The 18,629-nt window shown below is 61.3% G+C and carries 18 protein-coding genes and 1 pseudogene; 11 read left to right on the top strand and 8 right to left on the bottom strand.

The features are described from left to right. Positions 1-12: 12 nt before the first annotated feature. Positions 13-1,230 carry an alanine transaminase gene (alaC, locus tag CKW11_RS07835; protein WP_095137080.1) on the bottom strand — a complete coding sequence of 406 codons (1,218 nt, stop codon included), beginning with the start codon at positions 1,228-1,230 and terminating at the stop codon, positions 13-15. A 138-nt stretch (positions 1,231-1,368) separates the two neighbouring features. On the opposite strand from alaC, the gene CKW11_RS07840 reads away from it, so the two are divergent. The 3 genes from CKW11_RS07840 to CKW11_RS07850 all read left to right on the top strand — a co-directional run bounded on the left by CKW11_RS07840 (position 1,369) and on the right by CKW11_RS07850 (position 3,407). Next, positions 1,369-2,031, top strand: coding sequence for a LysE family translocator (locus CKW11_RS07840; protein WP_095137081.1), 663 nt, complete (start codon positions 1,369-1,371; stop codon positions 2,029-2,031). 68 nt (positions 2,032-2,099) lie between these two features. Then, entirely contained in the window at positions 2,100-2,594 is a 495-nt protein-coding gene (locus tag CKW11_RS07845; protein WP_095137082.1) for a GyrI-like domain-containing protein, read from the top strand. Between the two features lie 324 nt (positions 2,595-2,918). Then, the gene (locus tag CKW11_RS07850) at positions 2,919-3,407 is read left to right on the top strand and encodes a GNAT family N-acetyltransferase (RefSeq protein ID WP_095137083.1); all 489 of its coding nucleotides are present in this window, start codon (positions 2,919-2,921) and stop codon (positions 3,405-3,407) included. Between the two features lie 137 nt (positions 3,408-3,544). Here the strand turns inward: CKW11_RS07850 and CKW11_RS07855 are convergent, their stop codons facing one another. Both CKW11_RS07855 and CKW11_RS07860 read right to left on the bottom strand, forming a co-directional pair. Then, positions 3,545-4,150 (bottom strand): pyridoxamine 5'-phosphate oxidase family protein, encoded by a 606-nt coding sequence (locus tag CKW11_RS07855; protein ID WP_095137084.1) that lies wholly within the window; start codon positions 4,148-4,150, stop codon positions 3,545-3,547. 18 nt (positions 4,151-4,168) lie between these two features. Then, positions 4,169-4,654 carry an N-acetyltransferase gene (locus tag CKW11_RS07860; protein WP_095137085.1) on the bottom strand — a complete coding sequence of 162 codons (486 nt, stop codon included), beginning with the start codon at positions 4,652-4,654 and terminating at the stop codon, positions 4,169-4,171. A 141-nt stretch (positions 4,655-4,795) separates the two neighbouring features. Here CKW11_RS07860 and CKW11_RS07865 point away from each other — a divergent pair, with 141 nt between their 5' ends. From CKW11_RS07865 to CKW11_RS07875, 3 genes are read left to right on the top strand one after another with little or no spacing between them, the layout of a single operon-like run. Then, complete coding sequence (locus tag CKW11_RS07865; RefSeq protein ID WP_095137086.1) at positions 4,796-5,221, top strand: nuclear transport factor 2 family protein; 426 nt, start codon at positions 4,796-4,798, stop codon at positions 5,219-5,221. A 40-nt stretch (positions 5,222-5,261) separates the two neighbouring features. Further along, positions 5,262-5,606: a YciI family protein gene (locus CKW11_RS07870; protein ID WP_095137087.1), complete on the top strand. Its 345-nt coding sequence runs from the start codon at positions 5,262-5,264 to the stop codon at positions 5,604-5,606. Next, positions 5,599-6,828 (top strand): RNA polymerase sigma factor, encoded by a 1,230-nt coding sequence (locus CKW11_RS07875; RefSeq protein WP_095137088.1) that lies wholly within the window; start codon positions 5,599-5,601, stop codon positions 6,826-6,828. The genes CKW11_RS07870 and CKW11_RS07875 overlap by 8 nt, the downstream gene beginning before the upstream one ends. Before the next feature lie 786 nt (positions 6,829-7,614). On the opposite strand, the gene CKW11_RS07880 is transcribed toward CKW11_RS07875, so the two are convergent. Continuing rightward, positions 7,615-8,469 carry a LysR family transcriptional regulator gene (locus tag CKW11_RS07880; RefSeq protein ID WP_095137089.1) on the bottom strand — a complete coding sequence of 285 codons (855 nt, stop codon included), beginning with the start codon at positions 8,467-8,469 and terminating at the stop codon, positions 7,615-7,617. Positions 8,470-8,558: 89 nt separating this feature from the next. Here CKW11_RS07880 and CKW11_RS07885 point away from each other — a divergent pair, with 89 nt between their 5' ends. Further along, a complete protein-coding gene (locus CKW11_RS07885) occupies positions 8,559-8,990 on the top strand; it encodes a multidrug/biocide efflux PACE transporter (RefSeq protein ID WP_095137090.1) in 432 nt (143 codons plus the stop codon). A 159-nt stretch (positions 8,991-9,149) separates the two neighbouring features. On the opposite strand, the gene CKW11_RS07890 is transcribed toward CKW11_RS07885, so the two are convergent. Further along, positions 9,150-9,905 carry an SDR family NAD(P)-dependent oxidoreductase gene (locus CKW11_RS07890; RefSeq protein ID WP_095137091.1) on the bottom strand — a complete coding sequence of 252 codons (756 nt, stop codon included), beginning with the start codon at positions 9,903-9,905 and terminating at the stop codon, positions 9,150-9,152. Between the two features lie 120 nt (positions 9,906-10,025). Between CKW11_RS07890 and CKW11_RS07895 the strand changes: the two genes are divergently transcribed. Next, complete coding sequence (locus CKW11_RS07895; RefSeq protein WP_095137092.1) at positions 10,026-10,922, top strand: LysR family transcriptional regulator; 897 nt, start codon at positions 10,026-10,028, stop codon at positions 10,920-10,922. A 120-nt stretch (positions 10,923-11,042) separates the two neighbouring features. Here CKW11_RS07895 and CKW11_RS07900 read toward each other — a convergent pair whose 3' ends face one another. Both CKW11_RS07900 and CKW11_RS07905 read right to left on the bottom strand, forming a co-directional pair. Then, positions 11,043-12,659: an inorganic phosphate transporter gene (locus CKW11_RS07900; RefSeq protein WP_095137093.1), complete on the bottom strand. Its 1,617-nt coding sequence runs from the start codon at positions 12,657-12,659 to the stop codon at positions 11,043-11,045. Positions 12,660-13,576: 917 nt separating this feature from the next. Continuing rightward, complete coding sequence (locus tag CKW11_RS07905; RefSeq protein ID WP_047599633.1) at positions 13,577-14,599, bottom strand: transporter; 1,023 nt, start codon at positions 14,597-14,599, stop codon at positions 13,577-13,579. A 992-nt stretch (positions 14,600-15,591) separates the two neighbouring features. On the opposite strand from CKW11_RS07905, the pseudogene CKW11_RS29075 reads away from it, so the two are divergent. The 3 genes and pseudogenes from CKW11_RS29075 to CKW11_RS07915 all read left to right on the top strand — a co-directional run. Continuing rightward, positions 15,592-15,702: pseudogene (locus CKW11_RS29075) on the top strand (hypothetical protein); the annotation flags it as partial. Positions 15,703-15,930: 228 nt separating this feature from the next. After that, positions 15,931-16,635, top strand: a complete 705-nt coding sequence (locus CKW11_RS29080; protein WP_371917868.1) for a methyl-accepting chemotaxis protein — start codon at positions 15,931-15,933, stop codon at positions 16,633-16,635. A 110-nt stretch (positions 16,636-16,745) separates the two neighbouring features. Continuing rightward, positions 16,746-17,192 carry a hypothetical protein gene (locus CKW11_RS07915; protein ID WP_095137095.1) on the top strand — a complete coding sequence of 149 codons (447 nt, stop codon included), beginning with the start codon at positions 16,746-16,748 and terminating at the stop codon, positions 17,190-17,192. Positions 17,193-17,315: 123 nt separating this feature from the next. On the opposite strand, the gene CKW11_RS07920 is transcribed toward CKW11_RS07915, so the two are convergent. Further along, positions 17,316-18,491, bottom strand: a complete 1,176-nt coding sequence (locus tag CKW11_RS07920) for a GAF domain-containing sensor histidine kinase (RefSeq protein WP_095137096.1) — start codon at positions 18,489-18,491, stop codon at positions 17,316-17,318. Positions 18,492-18,629: the final 138 nt, after the last annotated feature.

The following is an 18,629-nucleotide window of genomic DNA, read 5'->3' on the forward strand; positions in this document are numbered from 1 at the left end:
GGAGGATAGGTGTCAGGCAGTGGTTTTCGGGGCCAGGCCATCCGCCCGGAACATCCCGCGAATCCCGCGCACCGCCTGACGAATCCGGTCCTGGTTCTCGATCAGCGCAAAGCGCACGTGATCATCGCCATACTCACCAAAACCCACCCCCGGCGAGACGCAGACCTTGGCCTCGGCCAGCAGTTTCTTGGCGAATTCCAGCGAACCCAGATGCGCGTAAGCCTCGGGAATCTTCGCCCAGACGTACATCGACGCCTTCGGATTCTCGACCATCCAGCCCAGCTCATGCAGGCCTTTGACCAGCACGTTGCGGCGCTGGCGATACTGCTCGGCGATGTCGCGCACGCATTGCTGATCGCCTTCGAGCGCGGCAATCGCCGCCACTTGCAGCGGAGTGAAGGTGCCGTAGTCGTGGTAGCTCTTGATCCGCGCCAGGGCGTTGACCAGTTCCGGGTTGCCAACCATGAAACCGATGCGCCAGCCGGCCATGTTGTAGCTCTTGGACAGGGTGAAAAACTCCACCGCGATGTCCTTGGCGCCCGGCACCTGCATGATCGACGGGGCTTTCCAGCCGTCGTAGACGATATCGGCGTAGGCCAGGTCGTGAATTACCAGCACGTCGTACTGCTTGGCGAGGGCGATCACCCGTTCGAAGAAATCCAGCTCCACGCACTGCGCGGTGGGGTTGGACGGGAAGCCGAGGATCATCATTTTCGGCTTGGGGATCGAGCCACGGATGGCCCGCTCCAGTTCGTCGAAGAAGTCCACGCCGGGCACCAGCGGCACCGAACGCACCTGGGCGCCGGCAATCACTGCGCCGTAGATGTGAATCGGGTAGCTCGGGTTCGGCACCAGTACCGTGTCGCCCTGATCCAGGGTCGCCAGCATCAAGTGCGCCAGGCCTTCCTTGGAACCGATGGTGACAATGGCTTCGCTTTCCGGGTCGATATCGACCGCGTAGCGTTGCTTGTACCAGTTGGAAATCGCCCGGCGCAGGCGCGGAATGCCCTTGGACGTGGAGTAACCGTGGGTGTCTTCGCGTTGGGCAACTTGTACCAGTTTTTCGACAATGTGCGGCGGCGTGGCCCCGTCGGGGTTGCCCATGCTCAAGTCAATGATGTCTTCACCACGGCGCCGCGCGGCCATCTTCAGCTCGGCGGTGATGTTGAAAACGTAAGGGGGGAGTCGATCTATGCGCGCAAAGCGGCGCGGCGAACCTTGTTCAGCCATTGTTGCCTCGGATAACGTAAGCGCCCGGAACCGTCCGAGCGACGCTGGTCACTGCGGTGACCTGTGGCGGAAGATAAGGGCTGTGATGGCAGGCTGTCCAGCCTGCGTGTAAACAAATTTTTCCAAGGAAATCGGTAGATGGAATTCACCAGCGGCTTCTTGCTGAGCCTTTCGCTGTGCCTGGACATCGGCGTAGCCAACATCGCGATGATCACCTTGGCGATGCAGCGGGGATACTTTCAGGGCTTCGCGCTGGGCCTCGGCACCTGCGTCGGCGACCTGATCTATGCGGTGCTGGCGCTGGCCGGGATGACCGTGCTGCTGCAGTACGAAAGCGTGCGCTGGGTGCTGTGGATCGGCGGGTCTGCGCTGCTGATCTACTTTGCGGCGAAGATGATCTACTCGGCGATTCACCACGAAGCGCAGTTGGCGGCGACGGCGGAGGTGGGGCAGAACTCGCATCGCAAGGAGTTCTTTCGCGGGATCTTCCTCGCCATGTCCTCACCGAGCGCGATCCTCTGGTTCGCCGCAGTTGGCGGCACTCTTATCGCCCGTTCCGGTGGCGGTGGCCCGGTGAGTTCGGCGCTGTTCCTCGGTGGTTTCCTCTGCGCCGGTCTGCTGTGGTCGGCCGGTCTGTGCTTTGCCGCGAGCCACGGCGGCAAGTTGCTGGGTGACAAGCTGTTGCGCTACTCCTACATGGCATCGGCGGCGATCTTCTGCTATTTCGCGGTCTACGTGATCGTATCCGGTTATAACGAGTTCGTTGGCTCCGGGGCTGCCGACCAGTTGCACGCCTTGTGACGTTGCGAATCGGGTTTGGCTTCTATACTCAGCAGCCGAACCCCTACTTTTGTTCCAGGAGTCGAGTCATGGATGAGCAAAAACGCGTCGAAGTGGCGGAACCTCGCTTCGAACATGGACACTTCCTGCTGATCGCGGGATTTCGTGGTCGATTCACTCAGGACACTGCCAAGGACATTCCCGCGCTGTGGGAAAAGTTCTTGCCGCACCTGGGAAAGATACAGGGACAAAAAAACGAAGTGACCTACGGCGTCTGCAGCAATTTCGACGGCAAGGGTGGTTTCGATTACATCGCCGGGGTGGAAATCAGCAAGCTCGATGACCTCGACCAGAAGGTCTACCAGTGGGTCGAAGTGCTGCCCCGGCAGTACGCGGTGTTCGAGCACAAGGGCCCGCTCGACCAGTTGCCGCAAACCCTGCAATACATCTACAAGACCTGGCTGCCGACCTCTCACTACGTGGAACTGAATGCCCCGGAGCTGGAGCGCTACAGCGCCGATTTCAATCCGCGACTGCACACCGGCAAACTGGAAATCTGCGTACCGGTCGATACCAAGGCCTGAGCCCATAACGATGAGGCGGATCGCTGATCCGCCTCATGTTGTTCAACCGCGCTTGCCCTTGCCCAGCCGTCGTGCCCGCAACAGGTCGATGCCCAGGGTGATAAAGCCGAACGTACTGATGCCCAACACCATCAACAGGCCGATTTCAACGCTGCTCATAAGCGGTTACCCCCAAGGGTGATCAGAGACACACCGCAGGAATAGCCCGTCGCCGGCACGAAGAAAAGCGCTTATACGCAGGCTTTACGCCCCCCGCGCGGATCGATATGAACACCTTATTCCTTTATGCTTTGCGCACTTTTCTCCGCTGATTTTCGAGCTGCCATGAACACCGTCATCCGCAACGTCACCGCCGCCGACCTGGATCGCTGCTACGCGATCGAAACCGTTGCCTACGAAGGCGATGAAGCCGCCACTCGCGAGAAGATCGCCACGCGCATCGCCATTTGGCCAGAGGGTTTCATCGTCGCCGAAGTGGACGGCGTAGTCGCTGGTTTCGTGAACTCCGGTGCGGCATTTGACGTGCAGATGTCCGACGAGGCGTTCAAGGAGCTGATCGGTCACGACCCGCAAGGGCCGAACGTGGTGATCATGTCGGTGGTGGTGCACCCGGACTATCAGGGGCAGGGCCTGGCCAAGCGGCTGATGGCCGAGTTCATCGAGCGCATGCGCGGGATGGATAAAGCGACGATTCATCTGATGTGCAAGGAGAAGCATATTGCGCTGTACGCCGGGTTCGGCTTTGCCTACATCAAACCGTCGGAGTCGGATCACGGCGGGATGGCGTGGCACGAGATGATTCTGACCCTCTGAAAATCGCTGCAAGCCCAAATGTGGGAGCGGGCTTGCTCGCGAAGGCGGTGTGTCAGTTGCCAATGATTTATCTGAAACGACGCCTTCGCGAGCAAGCCCGCTCCCACAGGGGAGCAGTGGTGACTCGTTGATAGGTGTCAGTAGAGAGTGTCGCTTACTCTTTTCGGTGCTTCGCGGTCGTAGGTCTCGGCGTCGAACTGCCCGTCATTCAGACGCTTGTGAAAAGCGCCAGCAGAGGGCAGGGCCGAGCGCGGCAGGTGGGTTTCCGGGTTCCAGGCGTCAGAGCGCACAAAGGCTTTCGAACAGTGGAAAAACGCCGCTTCCACCGTCACCAGCAACACCGTTTTCGCCGGTTTGCCGTTCACCGCAAAGCTTTCCAGCAGCTCAGGATCGGCGCTGATGGTCGCGGTGCCATTGACCCGCAACGTCTCGCCAATCCCCGGAATGATGAATAGCAGCGACACCCGTGGATCGTGCAGCACATTGCGCAGGGTATCGATGCGGTTGTTGCCCGGGCGGTCTGGCAGGGCCAAGGTGTTCTGATCAATGATCCGCACGAACCCGGCTTTGTCACCGCGCGGCGAATTGTCGAGGCCGTCGGCGCCCACCGAGCTGACGATCACCAGCGGCGACAGGCGCACCATCGCCTGATAATCCTCGTTGAGAAAACCGATCTGCTTGCGCACCGCGCGGTCGTGGGGCAGGCCGTAAATAGCTTCCAGTGCTTCGATCGAATCGATCATCGTGCATCCCTTGATGATTTAGAAAAACAGTCCCATACGCCGCTCGTAACCGATCCGGCCCTTGTACGCCTCGCCGCTGTCGACGAAACCGTGTTTGGCGTACAGCGCGATCGCCGCCTCGTTATCGGCATCCACCGACAGCTCCAGGCCCTTGATCTCCGGCCATGCTTCACGCGCGACCTCGGGCAACGCTTGCAGGCAGGCCTTGCCGTAACCCTTGCCCTGCGCGCGGTGATCGACCTGCAAGGCGTGCAGGGTGGCGCTGTGTTCATCGGCCCAGGCCGGCAACACCGGTGGGCGCTTGAGCAGCAGGAACGCCACCGGCACCTGATCGGCCAGCAGCGCGAAACCTTTGACGCCGGGACCGGGTCTGGACAGCAGCGTATGCAGCGCGCCATGGATGTCGCCGGAGAACTTGATCTGCTCGGGATGGATTTCAATCGCCTCGACCCGCTGACGCTGCAAGGCGTTCAGGCTGTCGTATGGCACGAGTTGGGCTGACACGGGAATTTCCTTTTTCCTACAAAGATGAGCCTCGGATTCTAGCGATTTTGTGTTCGGCGGAAATTTTTTGTTTCGGCTGTCGATCTGCCTGTTTGCCGAACGACTAAGGGGTGTCTTCACAACAAAAACACGGAGAACACCATGAGCGCACAGACTGAAATCCAGGCCCTGATCAACACCTACCGCGAAGCGGTGATGACCAAGGACGTCGACAAAGTCATGGCGTTGTATGCCGATGACATTCTTTCCTTCGACGCGATCAAGGCCCTGCAATTCAAGGGCAAACCCGCTTACCGCGCGCACTGGGAAGCCTGCATGGAGATGTGCCCCGGCCCGCACGTTTTCGAGTTCCACGAGATCGCCATCGAGACCGCCGACAACATTGCCTTCGCCCATTGGGTCGCCAACTGCGGCGGCACCAACGACAAGGGCGAAACCCAGAGCTGCTGGATGCGCGCTACTGCGTGCTATCGGCAGGTGGGCGGGACGTGGAAGATTGTCCACGAGCACTGGTCGGCGCCGTTCGATCCGATGAGCGGCAGCACGCTGTTCGATGTGCAGCCCTGATCTTCAGCCATAGTTGATCCGTTCGATTCAGGAGAACGCCATGAAGTATTTATGCTTGGTCTACAGCGATGAGCGCCTGCTGCACACCTCGCCCGACAGCCCGGAAGACGTGGAGTGCTGGGCCTACGCCGAGTCGATTCAGGGCAGTGGGCGGATGGTCGCGGCCGAAGCGCTGGAGTCGGTGCAGACCGCGACCACCGTGCGTATGCGCAACGGCAAGCTGTCGATCACCGATGGCCCGTTCGCAGAAACCAAAGAGCAACTGGCCGGTTTCTACCTGATCGATGCCAAGGATCTCAACGAAGCGATTCAGGTCGCCGGCCACATTCCGGCGGCCCGGGTCGGCAGCGTTGAAGTGCGTCCGGTGCGACAGTTGAATGTCTGAAGTCCGGGCGCGGGTCGAGCAGGTCTATCGCGAAGACTCGCGGCGGATTCTTGCCACGCTGATTCGCCTGCTCGGGGATTTCGACCTCGCCGAAGAAGCCTTGCACGAGGCGTTCTTCGTCGCGGTCGAGCGCTGGCAGCGCGACGGTGTGCCGGACAATCCGCGCACCTGGCTGGTGTCCACCGGGCGCTTCAAGGCCATCGATGTGTTGCGCCGCCGCGCCCGCTTCAAGGCCTCGCAGCCGCTGTTGCTGGCGCAGCTCGAAGAACTGGAACAGGCCGACTGGAGTGGCGAAGACGTGGAAGACGACCGCCTGCGGCTGATCTTCACCTGCTGTCACCCGGCGCTGGCGGCGGATGCGCAAGTGCCGCTGACGCTGCGTGAGGTCTGCGACCTGACCACCGAGGAAATCGCCCGCGCGTTTCTCTCGGCGCCGGCGGCGATTGCCCAGCGCATCGTGCGCGCCAAGGCGAAGATTCGCGATGCAAAAATCCCTTATCAAGTACCGAGCCTGAGCGAACTGCCCGAGCGCCTCGACAGCGTGTTGCGGGTGATTTATCTGGTGTTCAACGAAGGCTATTCGGCGTCGATGGGCGCTGAGTTGACCCGTGAAGACCTGACTCGCGAAGCGATTCGGCTGGGGCGGTTGCTGATGGAATTGCTGCCGGAGCCGGAGGTCATGGGCCTGCTGGCGTTGATGCTGTTGCATGAGTCGCGACGGCCGGCGCGCACGTCACCCAGTGGAGAATTGATCCTGCTGGACGATCAGGATCGCTCGCGCTGGGATGCCGGGTTGATCGCCGAAGGTTGTGCGCTGGTGGAGCGGGCGCTGACCACGCGGCGATTTGGGCCGTATTGCCTGCAAGCGGCGATTGCCGCGGTGCATGCCGAAGCGCCGTCAGCGACAGAAACCGATTGGCAGCAGATCGTCGGGCTGTATGACGTGCTGTTGCGCGCGATGCCGTCGCCGGTGATCGAGTTGAACCGCGCGGTGGCAGTGGCCAAGCGCGATGGCGCGTTGGCCGGGCTGACGCTGATCGAGGGGATCCTGGATCGCGGTGAGTTGCAGGATTACCACCTGGCGCATTCGGCGCGGGCGGAGTTTTGTCGGCAGTTGGGTCGGGTGGAGCAGGCGCGGGCGGCGTACCGGCGAGCACTGGAACTGACCCGGCAAGAGCCGGAGCGGCGGTTTATCGAGGGGCGGCTGAGCGAGCTGGACTGATCCGAGGTATTCATTGGCAGTGCCGGCCCCTTCGCGAGCAAGCTCGCTCCCACAGGTGATTGCATTCCAACTGTGGGAGCGGGCTTGCTCGCGAAGGGGCCAGTAAAGTCAGCATGAAACTTCGGGTTTGCTCGCGATTGGGAGCTTCTATTCCAGCATCTCCCACAGATCATTGCATTCCAACTGTGGGAGCGGGCTTGCTCGCGAAGGGGCCAGTAAAGTCAGCATGAAAACATCAGGCTTGCTCGCGATTGGGAGCTTCTATTCCAGCATCTCCCACAGATGATTGCATTCCAACTGTGGGAGCGGGCTTGCTCGCGAAGGGGCCAGTAAAGTCAGCATGAAAACTTCGGGCTTGCTTGCGATTGGGAGCTTCTATTCCAGCATCTCCCACAGATGATTGCATTCCAACTGTGGGAGCGGGCTTGCTCGCGAAGGGGCCAGTAAAGTCAGCATGAAAACTTCGGGTTTGCTCGCGATTGGCAGCTTCTATTCCAGCATCTCCCACAGGTAAGCGCATTCCAACTGTGGGAGCGGGCTTGCTCGCGAAGGGGCCAGTAAAGTCAGCATGAAAACTTCGGGTTTGCTCGCGATTGGCAGCTTCTATTCCAGCATCTCCCACAGGTGAGCGCATTCCAACTGTGGGAGCGGGCTTGCTCGCGAAGGGGCCAGTAAAGTCAGCATGAAAACTTCGGATTTGCTCGAGATTGGGAGCTTTTATTCCAGCATTCCCACAGGTGAGCGCATTCCAACTGTGGGAGCGGGCTTGCTCGCGATTGGGAGCTTTTATTCCAGCATCTTGCTCAGTAACCAGCTCCCCGCCGGCCCCGGCGGATAAATGCGCGACCACAACGCATCGACATACACCGGCCGCGGCCAGCCGCGCACCGTCAGTTCCACCAGCGAGCCATTCCCGAAACGCGCCACCAGCCAGCGCGGCAGCGCCGCCCAGCCAAAGCCCATCTCCGCCATTTCCATCAGCATCAGGTAACTCGGCGCCGACCACACCCGGCCCTTCGCCCGGCTGTCGTAGGGATTGACGATGGTCGCCAGGCGCAACTCGCGATGCTGCTCCAGCACCTGCTGGTCGACCCGTTCGACACGGGTCAGCACATGATCACCTTTGACGAACAGCGCCAGGTCAGTGCGCTCGGCAACGGTCGAGGTCACCAGATCCGGTGGATAGGTGTCCTGCATTTCGGCAAACGCCAGGTGCGCGCGGCCACGCTGAACCAGTTCGATCAGGTCGTCGCACTCGGCGATCAGGCATTCCAGCTCCAGATCCGGATAGCGCTGCTCGAAGCCGACCAGCGCTGCTTCGAAACGCGCCGATTGATAGGTGTCGGAAATCGCCACGGTCAGCTTCGGCTCAACGCCTTGGGCCAGTTGTCGGGCGCTCATTTCCATGCGATTGGTGGCCGCCAGAATCGCCTCGGCCCGTTGCAGCATCACGTGCCCGGCCGGGGTCAGGGTCGGTTTGCGGCTGCTACGGTCGAACAGCACCAGATCCAGATCGATCTCCAGGCTGGCCACCGCCGCACTGATGGTTGACTGACTGCGCCCCAGCTTGCGCGCCGCCGCTGAAAACGAACCCTGAGTGGCCGCTTGGACAAACGCCAGCAGCACTTCCTGCGAAGCCATGAACTATCGCCTTGATCGATGGTTATTGGTTATGAAGTATCGGTGCGAGGCCGGATCATGGCAACCATCTTCACTCAAGGAGTCAGGCCATGACTGCCAACAAATCCATCACTGAACGTATCTTCCAGGCCATCGGTTTCGAGTGTCTGGCGATTCTGATCTGTACGCCGTTGCTGGCGTGGATCATGGACAAACCGCTGCTGGACATGGGCGCGGTGACCTTGCTGATCGCGATGTTGGCGCTGGCGTGGAACGTGCTGTTCAACGGCTTTTTCGATCGCATGCTCAAGCGCCTGAATGTCGCGCACAACGCCTGGACCCGGGTGGTCCACGCGCTGCTGTTTGAGGGCGGATTGATCGTGATGGGCGTGCCGCTGATTGCCTGGTGGTTGTCGGTCAGCCTGTGGCAAGCGTTCTTGCTCGACATCGGTGTACTGCTGTTTTTCCTGCCGTACACCTACGTGTATCACTGGGGCTATGACGTGGTGCGCGAGCGGTTATTGACGGCCCGTGCTGCTTGAGTTTGGAAGACAAACTGTGGCGAGGGAGCTTGCTCCCGCTCGGCTGCGCAGCAGTCGTAAACTCGATAAACGCGGTCTGTCTGACAGACCGCATTGGCCGGTTTTGGGGGGCGCTTCGCACCCCAGCGGGAGCAAGCTCCCTCGCCACACTGTTTGGGTTTAGAGGAACATCCCACCCGATGCCTCGACCCGCTGCCCGTTGATCCACTGCGCACCCGGCGCCAGCAGCATCGACAGCGCACCCCCAATATCATCCGGCTGCCCGGCGCGGCCCAGTGCGGTGTTGCTGGCGACCATCGCGTTCAACGCCGCGTTGTCGCGCACGGCACCGCCGCCAAAGTCGGTCTCGATCGCGCCGGGTGCCAGAATGTTCACGCCGATCTGCCGCGCGCCCAGCTCCTTGGCCTGATAGCGGGTCAGCACTTCCATCGCGCCTTTCATCGCCGCGTAGGCAGCGTAGCCCGGCAGGCTGAAGCGGGTCAGGCCGCTGGAAATGTTGATGATGCGCCCGCCGTCATTGATCAGCGGCAGCAGTTGCTGAGTCAGGAAGAACGGCCCTTTGAGCTGGATATTCATCAGCAGGTCGAACTGTTCCGGGGTGGTCTCGGCGTACGCCGCGTGCACACCGATCCCGGCGTTGTTGATCAGAAAGTCGAAGCGCGGGCGATCAAAGTGCTGCAACGCCTGCTCAACCCGCGAAGCGAAATCGGCAAAGGTTTCGCTGCGACCGACGTCCAGTTGCAGCATCACGGCTTTGGCGCCGCGTTGTTCCAGTTCAGCGACCAGCGCCTGGGCTTCATCGGCGCGGCTGTTGTAGGTGCCGATGATGTCCACGCCTTCGGCGGCGAGGTGCAGGGCGGCGTTCTTGCCCAGGCCACGGCTGGCGCCGGTGATCAATGCGATTTTGCGGCTCATGTGAAATCCTCGATTGCGGTGAGTGGTGATGAGCAAAGTTTATTTATCCGCCATGGGGTGATAAACAGACTGAAAGCGGAATCACTGATCGACTCAGCCGAACAATCAACGGGTGTCCTCATGAACAAACTGGAACTGCTGCGCACCTTCGTCCGGGTCAGCGAATTGTCGAGTTTCACCTTGGCCGGCGAGAGTCTCGGGTTGCCGCGCTCGACGGTTTCCGAACACGTCCAGGCCTTGGAAACCCTGCTCGGCACCCGCCTGCTGCAACGCACCACGCGCAAGGTGCAGGCGACTCAGGACGGCCTGGTGCTGTACGAACGCAGCAAGGATCTGCTGTCGCACATGGATGAGATCGAGGGGCTGTTTCGGCAGGATCCGGCCTCGCTGAGCGGGCGGATTCGTGTCGACATGCCGAACATCCTCGCGCGGCGCCTGATCATGCCGCTGCTGCCGGAGTTCATGGCTCGACATCCGAATCTGCAGCTGGAAATCAGCAGCACCGACCGCCGCGTCGATCTGCTCAGCGAGGGCTTTGATTGTGTGGTGCGCATTGGCGCGCAGCCGGATCAATCGGTGGTGGCGCGGCACTTGGGCGACTTCCCGATGATCAACTGCGCCAGCCCCGCGTACCTCGAACGCTATGGTGTGCCGCAGACGCTGGAGGATCTGGCGCAGCATCGGCTGGTGCATTACGTCGGCGTGCTCGGCTCGCGCTCGGAAGGGTTTGTGTATGAACAGGATGGACAGGTGCGGCGCCTGCCGATGGCTGGCAGTGTCACGGTTAATAGCACCGATGCTTACGAGTCGGCGTGCCTGGGCGGTTTCGGCCTCATCCAGGTACCGCGCACCGGCATGCAACCGCACCTCGAAACTGGCGAGTTGGTGACTGTGCTGCCGCAGTTCACGGCGCCGGCGATGGGCATTTCAATCCTGTATGCGCGGCAACGGCATTTGCCGCTGCGGGTGCGGGTCTTCATGGAGTGGTTGGGCGATGTCATCCGTTCGACGTTGTAACTTGCCGCAGATCAACTGTAGGAGTGAGCCTGCTCGCGATGGCGTGCTGTCAGTCGATGTAGATGTGACTGAAGCGCCGCTATCGCGAGCAGGCTCACTCCTACAGGGGGGCCGGGTCGTTCAGAAGATCTGGGTGAACAGCCAATAGAGGCTGCCTGAAAGCAGAATCGCCGCCGGCAAGGTCAACACCCATGCCATCAGCAGGTTGCGGATGGTCTTCATCTGCAGCCCGCCGCCATTGGCAACCATGGTCCCGGCCACGCCCGATGACAACACGTGAGTGGTCGATACCGGCAAACCGAACATGTCCGCCGCGCCGATGGTCAGCATCGCCACGGTTTCCGCCGAGGCGCCCTGGGCGTAGGTCAGGTGGGTTTTGCCGATCTTCTCGCCGACCGTCACCACAATCCGTTTCCAGCCAACCATGGTGCCCAGGCCCAGGGCGATGGCCACGGCGATCTTCACCCACAGCGGAATGAAGCGCGTGGCGTTGTCGATCTGCTGCTTGAACAGTTGCAGTTTGTCAGTGGTGTCAGCGTCGAAATTGCCGACCTTGTTCTTGTCCATCAGGCGAATGCTTTCGCTGGCCAGGTACATGTCGTTACGCACGTTGCCCATGGCTTCGGCCGGGACTTTCGACAGCGAACCATAGCCTTTCACCTCCGCGCCAATGTGTCCGGTGAGGGCGGCGAGGGCGGGGATCAGTTGCGGTGTGGCTTGCTTGCTGCGCACGTAATCGGAGAGTACCGGACGCGGATCGGCCGGGGCCGGCAGCGGGGTGTTTTTCACCAGCGCTTGCTGGGTGACCTCGGCGACAGCGGCGAACTGTAACGCCTGATCGGCGGGCATGGTGCGGTTCAACGCGTAAGCCATCGGCAGGGTGCCAACCAGAATCAGCATGATCAGGCCCATGCCTTTCTGCCCGTCGTTGGAGCCGTGGGCGAAAGACACACCGGTGCAGGTGGCGATCAGCAAACCGCGAATCCACCACGGTGGCGGGTTGTTGCCTTCCGGCGCCTTGTACAGCGCGCGATTCTTGATGAAGGCGCGCATGGCCAGCAGCAACAGCGCCGCGCAGCCGAAGCCCACCAGCGGCGACAGCAGCAGGGCGTAACCGATCTTGGTCGCCTGCGCCCAGTCCACGCCGCTGGTGCCGTCGCGCCCGTGCATCAAGGCGTTGGCCACGCCGACGCCGATGATCGAGCCGATCAGCGTGTGGGAAGAGGAGGCCGGCAGGCCCAGCCACCAGGTACCGAGGTTCCACAGGATCGCCGCGATCAACAGGGCGAAGATCATCGCGAAACCGGCGGACGAACCGACCTGCAGAATCAGCTCCACCGGCAGCAGGGCGATGATGCCGAACGCCACCGCGCCGCTGGACAGCAGCACCCCGAGGAAATTGAAGAAGCCCGACCAGACCACCGCCACATTCGGCGGCAGCGAGTGGGTGTAGATCACCGTCGCGACCGCGTTGGCGGTGTCGTGAAAACCGTTGACGAACTCGAAGCCCAGCGCAATCAGCAGCGCTACGCCGAGCAGCAGGAACGGGGTCCAGGTGGTGACGGTGGTGCCCAGCTCATGCATGTCGTGCATCAGGCTGTAAGCGGTGAATAGCATCCCCATCGCGAGCACCGCGAAGAACACCACGTAAGTGAACGGCCCGGGTTTTTTATCAAGTGCCGGCCGGCCGCCGTGGGCGGACGTGGGGCGGGCGGCGGTCAGGGAGGGAGTAGCCATGAGCGGACAATCCTGAGCGAGGGAAGGAATGTCGGTCATGATCATTGCAGAATGTTACAGAGAGACTGCGACAGGTCAGTGTTTGCGGTTTTAGTCCCTCCGCTGATCCGAATGAGATGTGGATCCAAATGTGGGAGCGGGCTTGCTCGCGAATGCGGTCTGTCATTCAGCGATGATGTTGGCTGACCTGACGCTTTCGGGAGCAAGCCCCCTCCCACAGGAGATGGGCCGTGAATGAAGTATTTTGGCTGGTCGCGATCCGGGGTGGGAGCGGGCTTGCTCGCGAATGCGATCTGTCATTCAGCGATGATGTTGGCTGACCTGACGCCTTCGGGAGCAAGCCCCCTCCCACAGAGATGGGCCGTGAATGAAGTATTTTGGCTGGTCGCGATCCGGGGTGGGAGCGGGCTTGCTCGCGAATGCGATCTGTCATTCAGCGATGATGTTGGCTGACCTGACGCCTTCGGGAGCAAGCCCCCTCCCACAGGAGATGGGCCGTGAATGAAGTATTTTGGCTGGTCGCGATCCGGGGTGGGAGCGGGCTTGCTCGCGAATGCGGTCTGTCATTCAGCAATGGTGTTGGCTGACCTGACGCCTTCGGGAGCAAGCCCCCTCCCACAGGAGGTGGCCGTGAATGAAGTATTTTGGCTGGTCGCGATCCGGGGTGGGAGCGGGCTTGCTCGCGAATGCGGTCTGTCATTCAGCGATGATGTTGGCTGACCTGACGCTTTCGGGAGCAAGCCCCCTCCCACAGGAGATGGGCCGTGAATGAAGTATTTTGGCTGGTCGCGATCCGGGGTGGGAGCGGGCTTGCTCGCGAATGCGGTCTGTCATTCAGCGATGATGTTGGCTGACCTGACGCCTTCGGGAGCAAGCCCCCTCCCACAGAGATCTGTGGTGAACACATAAATCAGGGGTCAATAATCCCCACGCTTGCGAAACGCCCAGCGCCCGGCAATCACGGTGAACGTCGCGACCAGCGCCACCAGAATCCAGAACCCCTCCGGATCCGTCGCCAGCGGTACACCCCCCACGTTCATGCCGAAGAAACCGGCGATGATGTTGATCGGCAGCGCCAGCACCGTGACCACGGTCAGAGTGAACAGTGTGCGGTTGCTCTGTTCGTTGAGGTTGGCGGCGATTTCTTCCTGGAGCAGTTTGATCCGCTCGCCGAGGGCGGTGAGGTCGTTGATGATCAGCGCGAACTCCTCGGTGGATTTGCGCAGCTCCTTGACGTCCTCCTTCTGCAGCCACGGCGGCGGACGATTGAGCAGGCGCAGCAAGGATCCCGGCTCCAGCGCCAGCAGCCGTTGCAGGCGCACCAGCACCCGGCGATTGGCGCCGAGTTCGGCGCGGTTGGTCGACAGGCGCGAGGAGAGCAATTCGTCCTCGACTTGGTCGACGCTCATGCTGGTCTTGCGCACGATCTGCGTCAGCACTTCGCCCTGATCACGCAACAAATGCACCAGCAGTTCCGACGGCGAGCGAAAGCATTCGCCGGCCTTCACCGACGAACGCAATTTGTCCACCGAGTGCAGCGGTTGCAGGCGTGCGCTGACAATCAGTTTGCTGCGCACGCAGACCCACAGCGTCGACACGTCCGAGGAAACCATGCTGCTGAGGTTGAACACCACGTCGTTGACCACCGCGAGCAACGCCGAGTCAACGTGCTCGATGCGCGTCGAACGCGAGCCTTCGTGCAGCGCCTCGAAGAATTCTTCAGGCAATTGCAGATGACTTTTCATCCAGCGCTCGCACGCGGCGTGCGCCAGGTTCAGGTGCAGCCAGAGGAATTCATCACTGTCGCTGTCGTCTTGCAGACAACGCAGGGCGGTCGCCGAATCGACTTCGCGGCCACGTTCACCGGGACGAAAACGAAAGCCGTAAAGCAAACCGAACAAATCAGGATCGCGATGACTGATGTCGAGGCTGTGGTTCATGGAGGCTCGCTGCGAGGAGGGGACGCCGGTCGCGGGATGGCAGGTTCACTGAGCCGCATCATCGCAACCGCATGTGACGTTGGCGTGACTGCAAAATGACAGCGATCCGGATCGCCCACTGGTAACTCTGTGGGAGGGGGCTTGCTCCCGAATGCGGATGATCATTGAGTGATGATGTGGATGACACGCCGCTTTCGCGAGCAAGCCCGCTCCCACCCTGGGCCAGGGTCGATCACATTCTGTTAATTCACCTGCCAATGGTCGGATTTTCTTCAAGAAGCGCTCTGGTACGCCGATCACGCTTGGGTTACGTTGCGCGCGCTTGGCCATGAGTCAAGGCTCGCCGACACGGATGTCCGGCAAAATTCCACGCCTTACCGGGCGTGCCTCATCCCTGTCCTGAGTATCTCGCGATGCTGCAAAAATCCTTGAGAGCACAAATTCTCGCCCTGCTGAGCGGTAGCCTGCTGGCGATTCTGTTGATCGCACTGGCCTGCTTTCATTACCTGTCCAACGGCGTGCAGAACTACAGCCAGTTGATCGCCGGCCCGTTGCACACTTCGCAACTGATCGACGAGGCCAACCTGCAATTCAAGGTGCAGGTGCAGGAATGGAAAAACGTCTTGCTGCGCGGCAAGCAACCGGCGGACCTGGCCAAGTACTGGAGCCAGTTCGAAGATCGTCAGCGCGATGTGCAGAACATTCTCGGTGAACTGGCCGGCCAGAAAGGCCTGGAGCCGGCGCTGAAAACCCGCATCGAACGTCTGCGTGAAGAACACCGCCAACTCGGCAGCGCCTACCAGAAGGGCCGCGATGCCTACGTTGCTGCCGGTGCCGATCCAACGGCCGGCGACAGCGCCGTCAAAGGCATGGACCGCGCCACCAGCGATCAGATGAGCGAACTGGTTGCCGAGCTGCGCAAGCAGGGCACCGAACAGTCGGCGCAAATCAGCGCCAGTGCCGACAGCACCGTACTGCTGGGGATTCTGGTGATGCTCGGCTCGGGTCTGCTGATCGGTTTGCTGAGCCTGTGGCTGGTCAACCGCAACCTGATCGAACCGATCCGCAAGCTGATCGACTACGTCACCCAGTTGAGCCGTGGGCGCCTCGCCGAACGCGTCGCCAACGACCGTCAGGACGAGTTGGGCAACCTTGCCGCCGCGGCCAATACCCTGCGTGATTTCCTCGCCGAAACCTTCACTCATCTGCAACGCAGCGCCAGTGATCTGGACAGCGCCAGCGGCGAACTGAATGCGATCGCCACGACCATGGCCGGCGGCACCAACGAGCAGTTCAACCGCACCGATCAGGTGGCCACGGCGATGAACGAAATGTCCGCCACTGCTCAGGAAGTCGCCCGTCACGCGGCGGACGCGGCGCGGGCTGCGGACGATGCCGATCAATCCGCCCAGCAGGGTGAAAAGGTCATGCAGAGCACCATTCACAGCATCACTCAGATGCGTGGCGAAATCGCCAATACCGCCACGGTGATTCGTCGCCTGGAAAGCGACAGCGGCCGCATCGGCAAGGTGCTGGAAGTGATTCGCGGCATCGCCGAACAGACCAACCTGCTGGCGCTCAACGCGGCGATTGAAGCGGCGCGGGCCGGTGAAGCCGGACGCGGTTTTGCGGTGGTCGCTGACGAGGTGCGCAATCTGGCGCAGCGTACGGCCGAGTCGATCATCGAGATCAATCAGATCATTCAGAACGTGCAGACCGGTGCCGTGGACGCTGCGCAAGCGATCGAAAGCGGTCAGGCGCGCAGCGACGAAAGCGTCGAGCAAGTGACCCAGGCCGGCGCCATGCTTGAGCGCATCACCCACGCGGTGGAGGCGATCCGCGACATGAACCGCCAGATCGCCACCGCCGCCGAAGAGCAGACCTCGGTGGCCGAAGACATCTCGCGCAACCTGACCGAAATCACCTCGATCGCCAGCACCAACCTCAACAGCGTGCAGCGCACTGAAAGCGCCAGCCAGAACCTGCATGGCCTGTCCGGGCAACTCAACGAAGTAACCGCGCGCCTGAGCGCCTGACGTCCGCCGACGTGTACCGGTTCGGTTACCGAGTCGGTACACAGTCGATCTCAAATCCGTGCGACTGCCGCCGATGGCCGGTTATCTAAAACCGGCATTGGAGCCAGCCCATGGTCAGCATCACCTCTGTTTCAATCAATCAGACCGTCAGCACCGCCACCAGCAAAACCAGGATCAGCGACGCCAGTGACGACACCTTGACCACTGCAACCAGCAGCACTGGCGTCAGCGCCGATACCAGCAAAGTGGCGGCCGGCGGGGGCGCGGCTCCGGCAGGCGACAGCAGTTCCGACAGCAGCGCTGAATCGGATTCGGTGAAAGCACTGCGCAAGCAGATCGCCGAGCTGCAAAAGCAACTGCAGGAACAGCAGCAGGCACTGCAAGCGGCTCAGGCCAAGCAGGAAGATGCTGATGCCAAAGCGGCTGACGTGGCCTCCGCCGAGTCGCAAATCTCCAGCACCTCGGCTTCGTTGCAGACGGCCACGGCGGCGTTGTTGCAGGCGTTGCAGGATTCCGGATCGAGCAGCTCGGGCTCGCTGGTCAGTACTTCGGCTTAAGCATCACGCGATTACCCTGTAGGAGTGAGCCTGCTCGCGATAGCGGTATATCTGCCATATTCATGGTGACTGACATACCGCTATCGCGAGCAGGCTCACTCCTACAGGGAACTGTGGTGTGTTTCAGAGGGTTGGCAGGCTGAAGGTGAACAGCGTGCCGCTCTGTGCGGTGGACGCCACATGCAAATGCCCGCCGTGGGACTGGGCGATCTGGCTGGCGATATACAGCCCCAGACCAAGCCCGGCCTGGGGCGCGCTGCCGGTCGGGCGCGAGTAAGGCTGGAACAGATGCGGCAGGATCGCCTCGGGAATATGCCCCAGGTTTTTCACCGCCAGCATCAACGCACCGTGCTCAACCTGGGCGATCACTTCGATATCCCCATCCGGGTCGCCATGGGCCACGGCATTGGCCAGCAGGTTCGACAGCAGTTGAGCGATCCGCGCCCGGTCGCAGGGCACGCCCCGCAAATCGCCGATGGACGCATGAATCGTGCGCTGCGGATGCACGTTGCGAATCTCCGTCACCACTTGCTGCACGGCTTCGGTCAAATCCGCGCAGGGCTGGATATCCACTGGAATGCCCTTGCCCAAGCGTCCGCGAGCGAAGTCGAGCACATCATCCACCAACCGCGTCGCCCGTTGCGCACTGCCAAGGATGTTGCGTACCCGCACTTCGATGGCCGGATCCGGATGCTTGCGCAGAAGCATTTCGGCGCCGGCGCTGATGGCGAACAACGGGTTGCGCAAATCGTGGCCGAGCACGGCAATGAATTGTTCGCGCAACTCGGCGGTTTCGCGCTCCTGCAACAACGCGGTTTCGGTGCGCTGCGCGTTTTCCTCGGCTTCGATCTGCAACGCGAGCATCCGCGCGAACGACTCCATGGTGCTCTGGATGCTGCTGGACTTTAGTTGTGCCGGGTTCGGATCGAGCGCGCAGATCGTGCCGAAAAACCGTCCGTCAGTGCGGAACACCGGCACCGAGATGTAGCTCTCGAACTTGTACAGGCGCGGGGTGTGATGGTCGCGGTAGAGCGGGTCTTCGCTGGCCTTGTCGATCACCACCGAGGTGTGCGCAGCACGGATTTCGTGGCACAGCGTGGTGACCACATCCAGCTCGCCACCAACCTGCAGGCCGAAATCCAGTTGATCGAGGACGGCGCAGGCTGTCCACGAATCCTCGGTAACCCGCGCCACGGCGGCAAAGCGCAGGCCGGTCAGTTCGCGAATCACTTGAAGAATCGCCGGAACCGCACTGATCCGTCCGATTGTCGCGATGTCTGCTGCCGCTGTCTGCCCCATGCCCATCGTTCTCGGCTGCAATCGTTATCTGATGGTCGCCATACTAGCGGTCTGATGGCGGTTTTGGCATCCCTTCAAGCTGCATCCGCGTGATTCGCCGGGCAACGGACGCAAAAAAGCCGCACGATCGCTGATCGT

Origin of the sequence: Pseudomonas sp. Irchel s3a10, assembly GCF_900187525.1 — a bacterium.
Classification (GTDB): Bacteria; Pseudomonadota; Gammaproteobacteria; order Pseudomonadales; family Pseudomonadaceae; genus Aquipseudomonas; species Aquipseudomonas koreensis_G.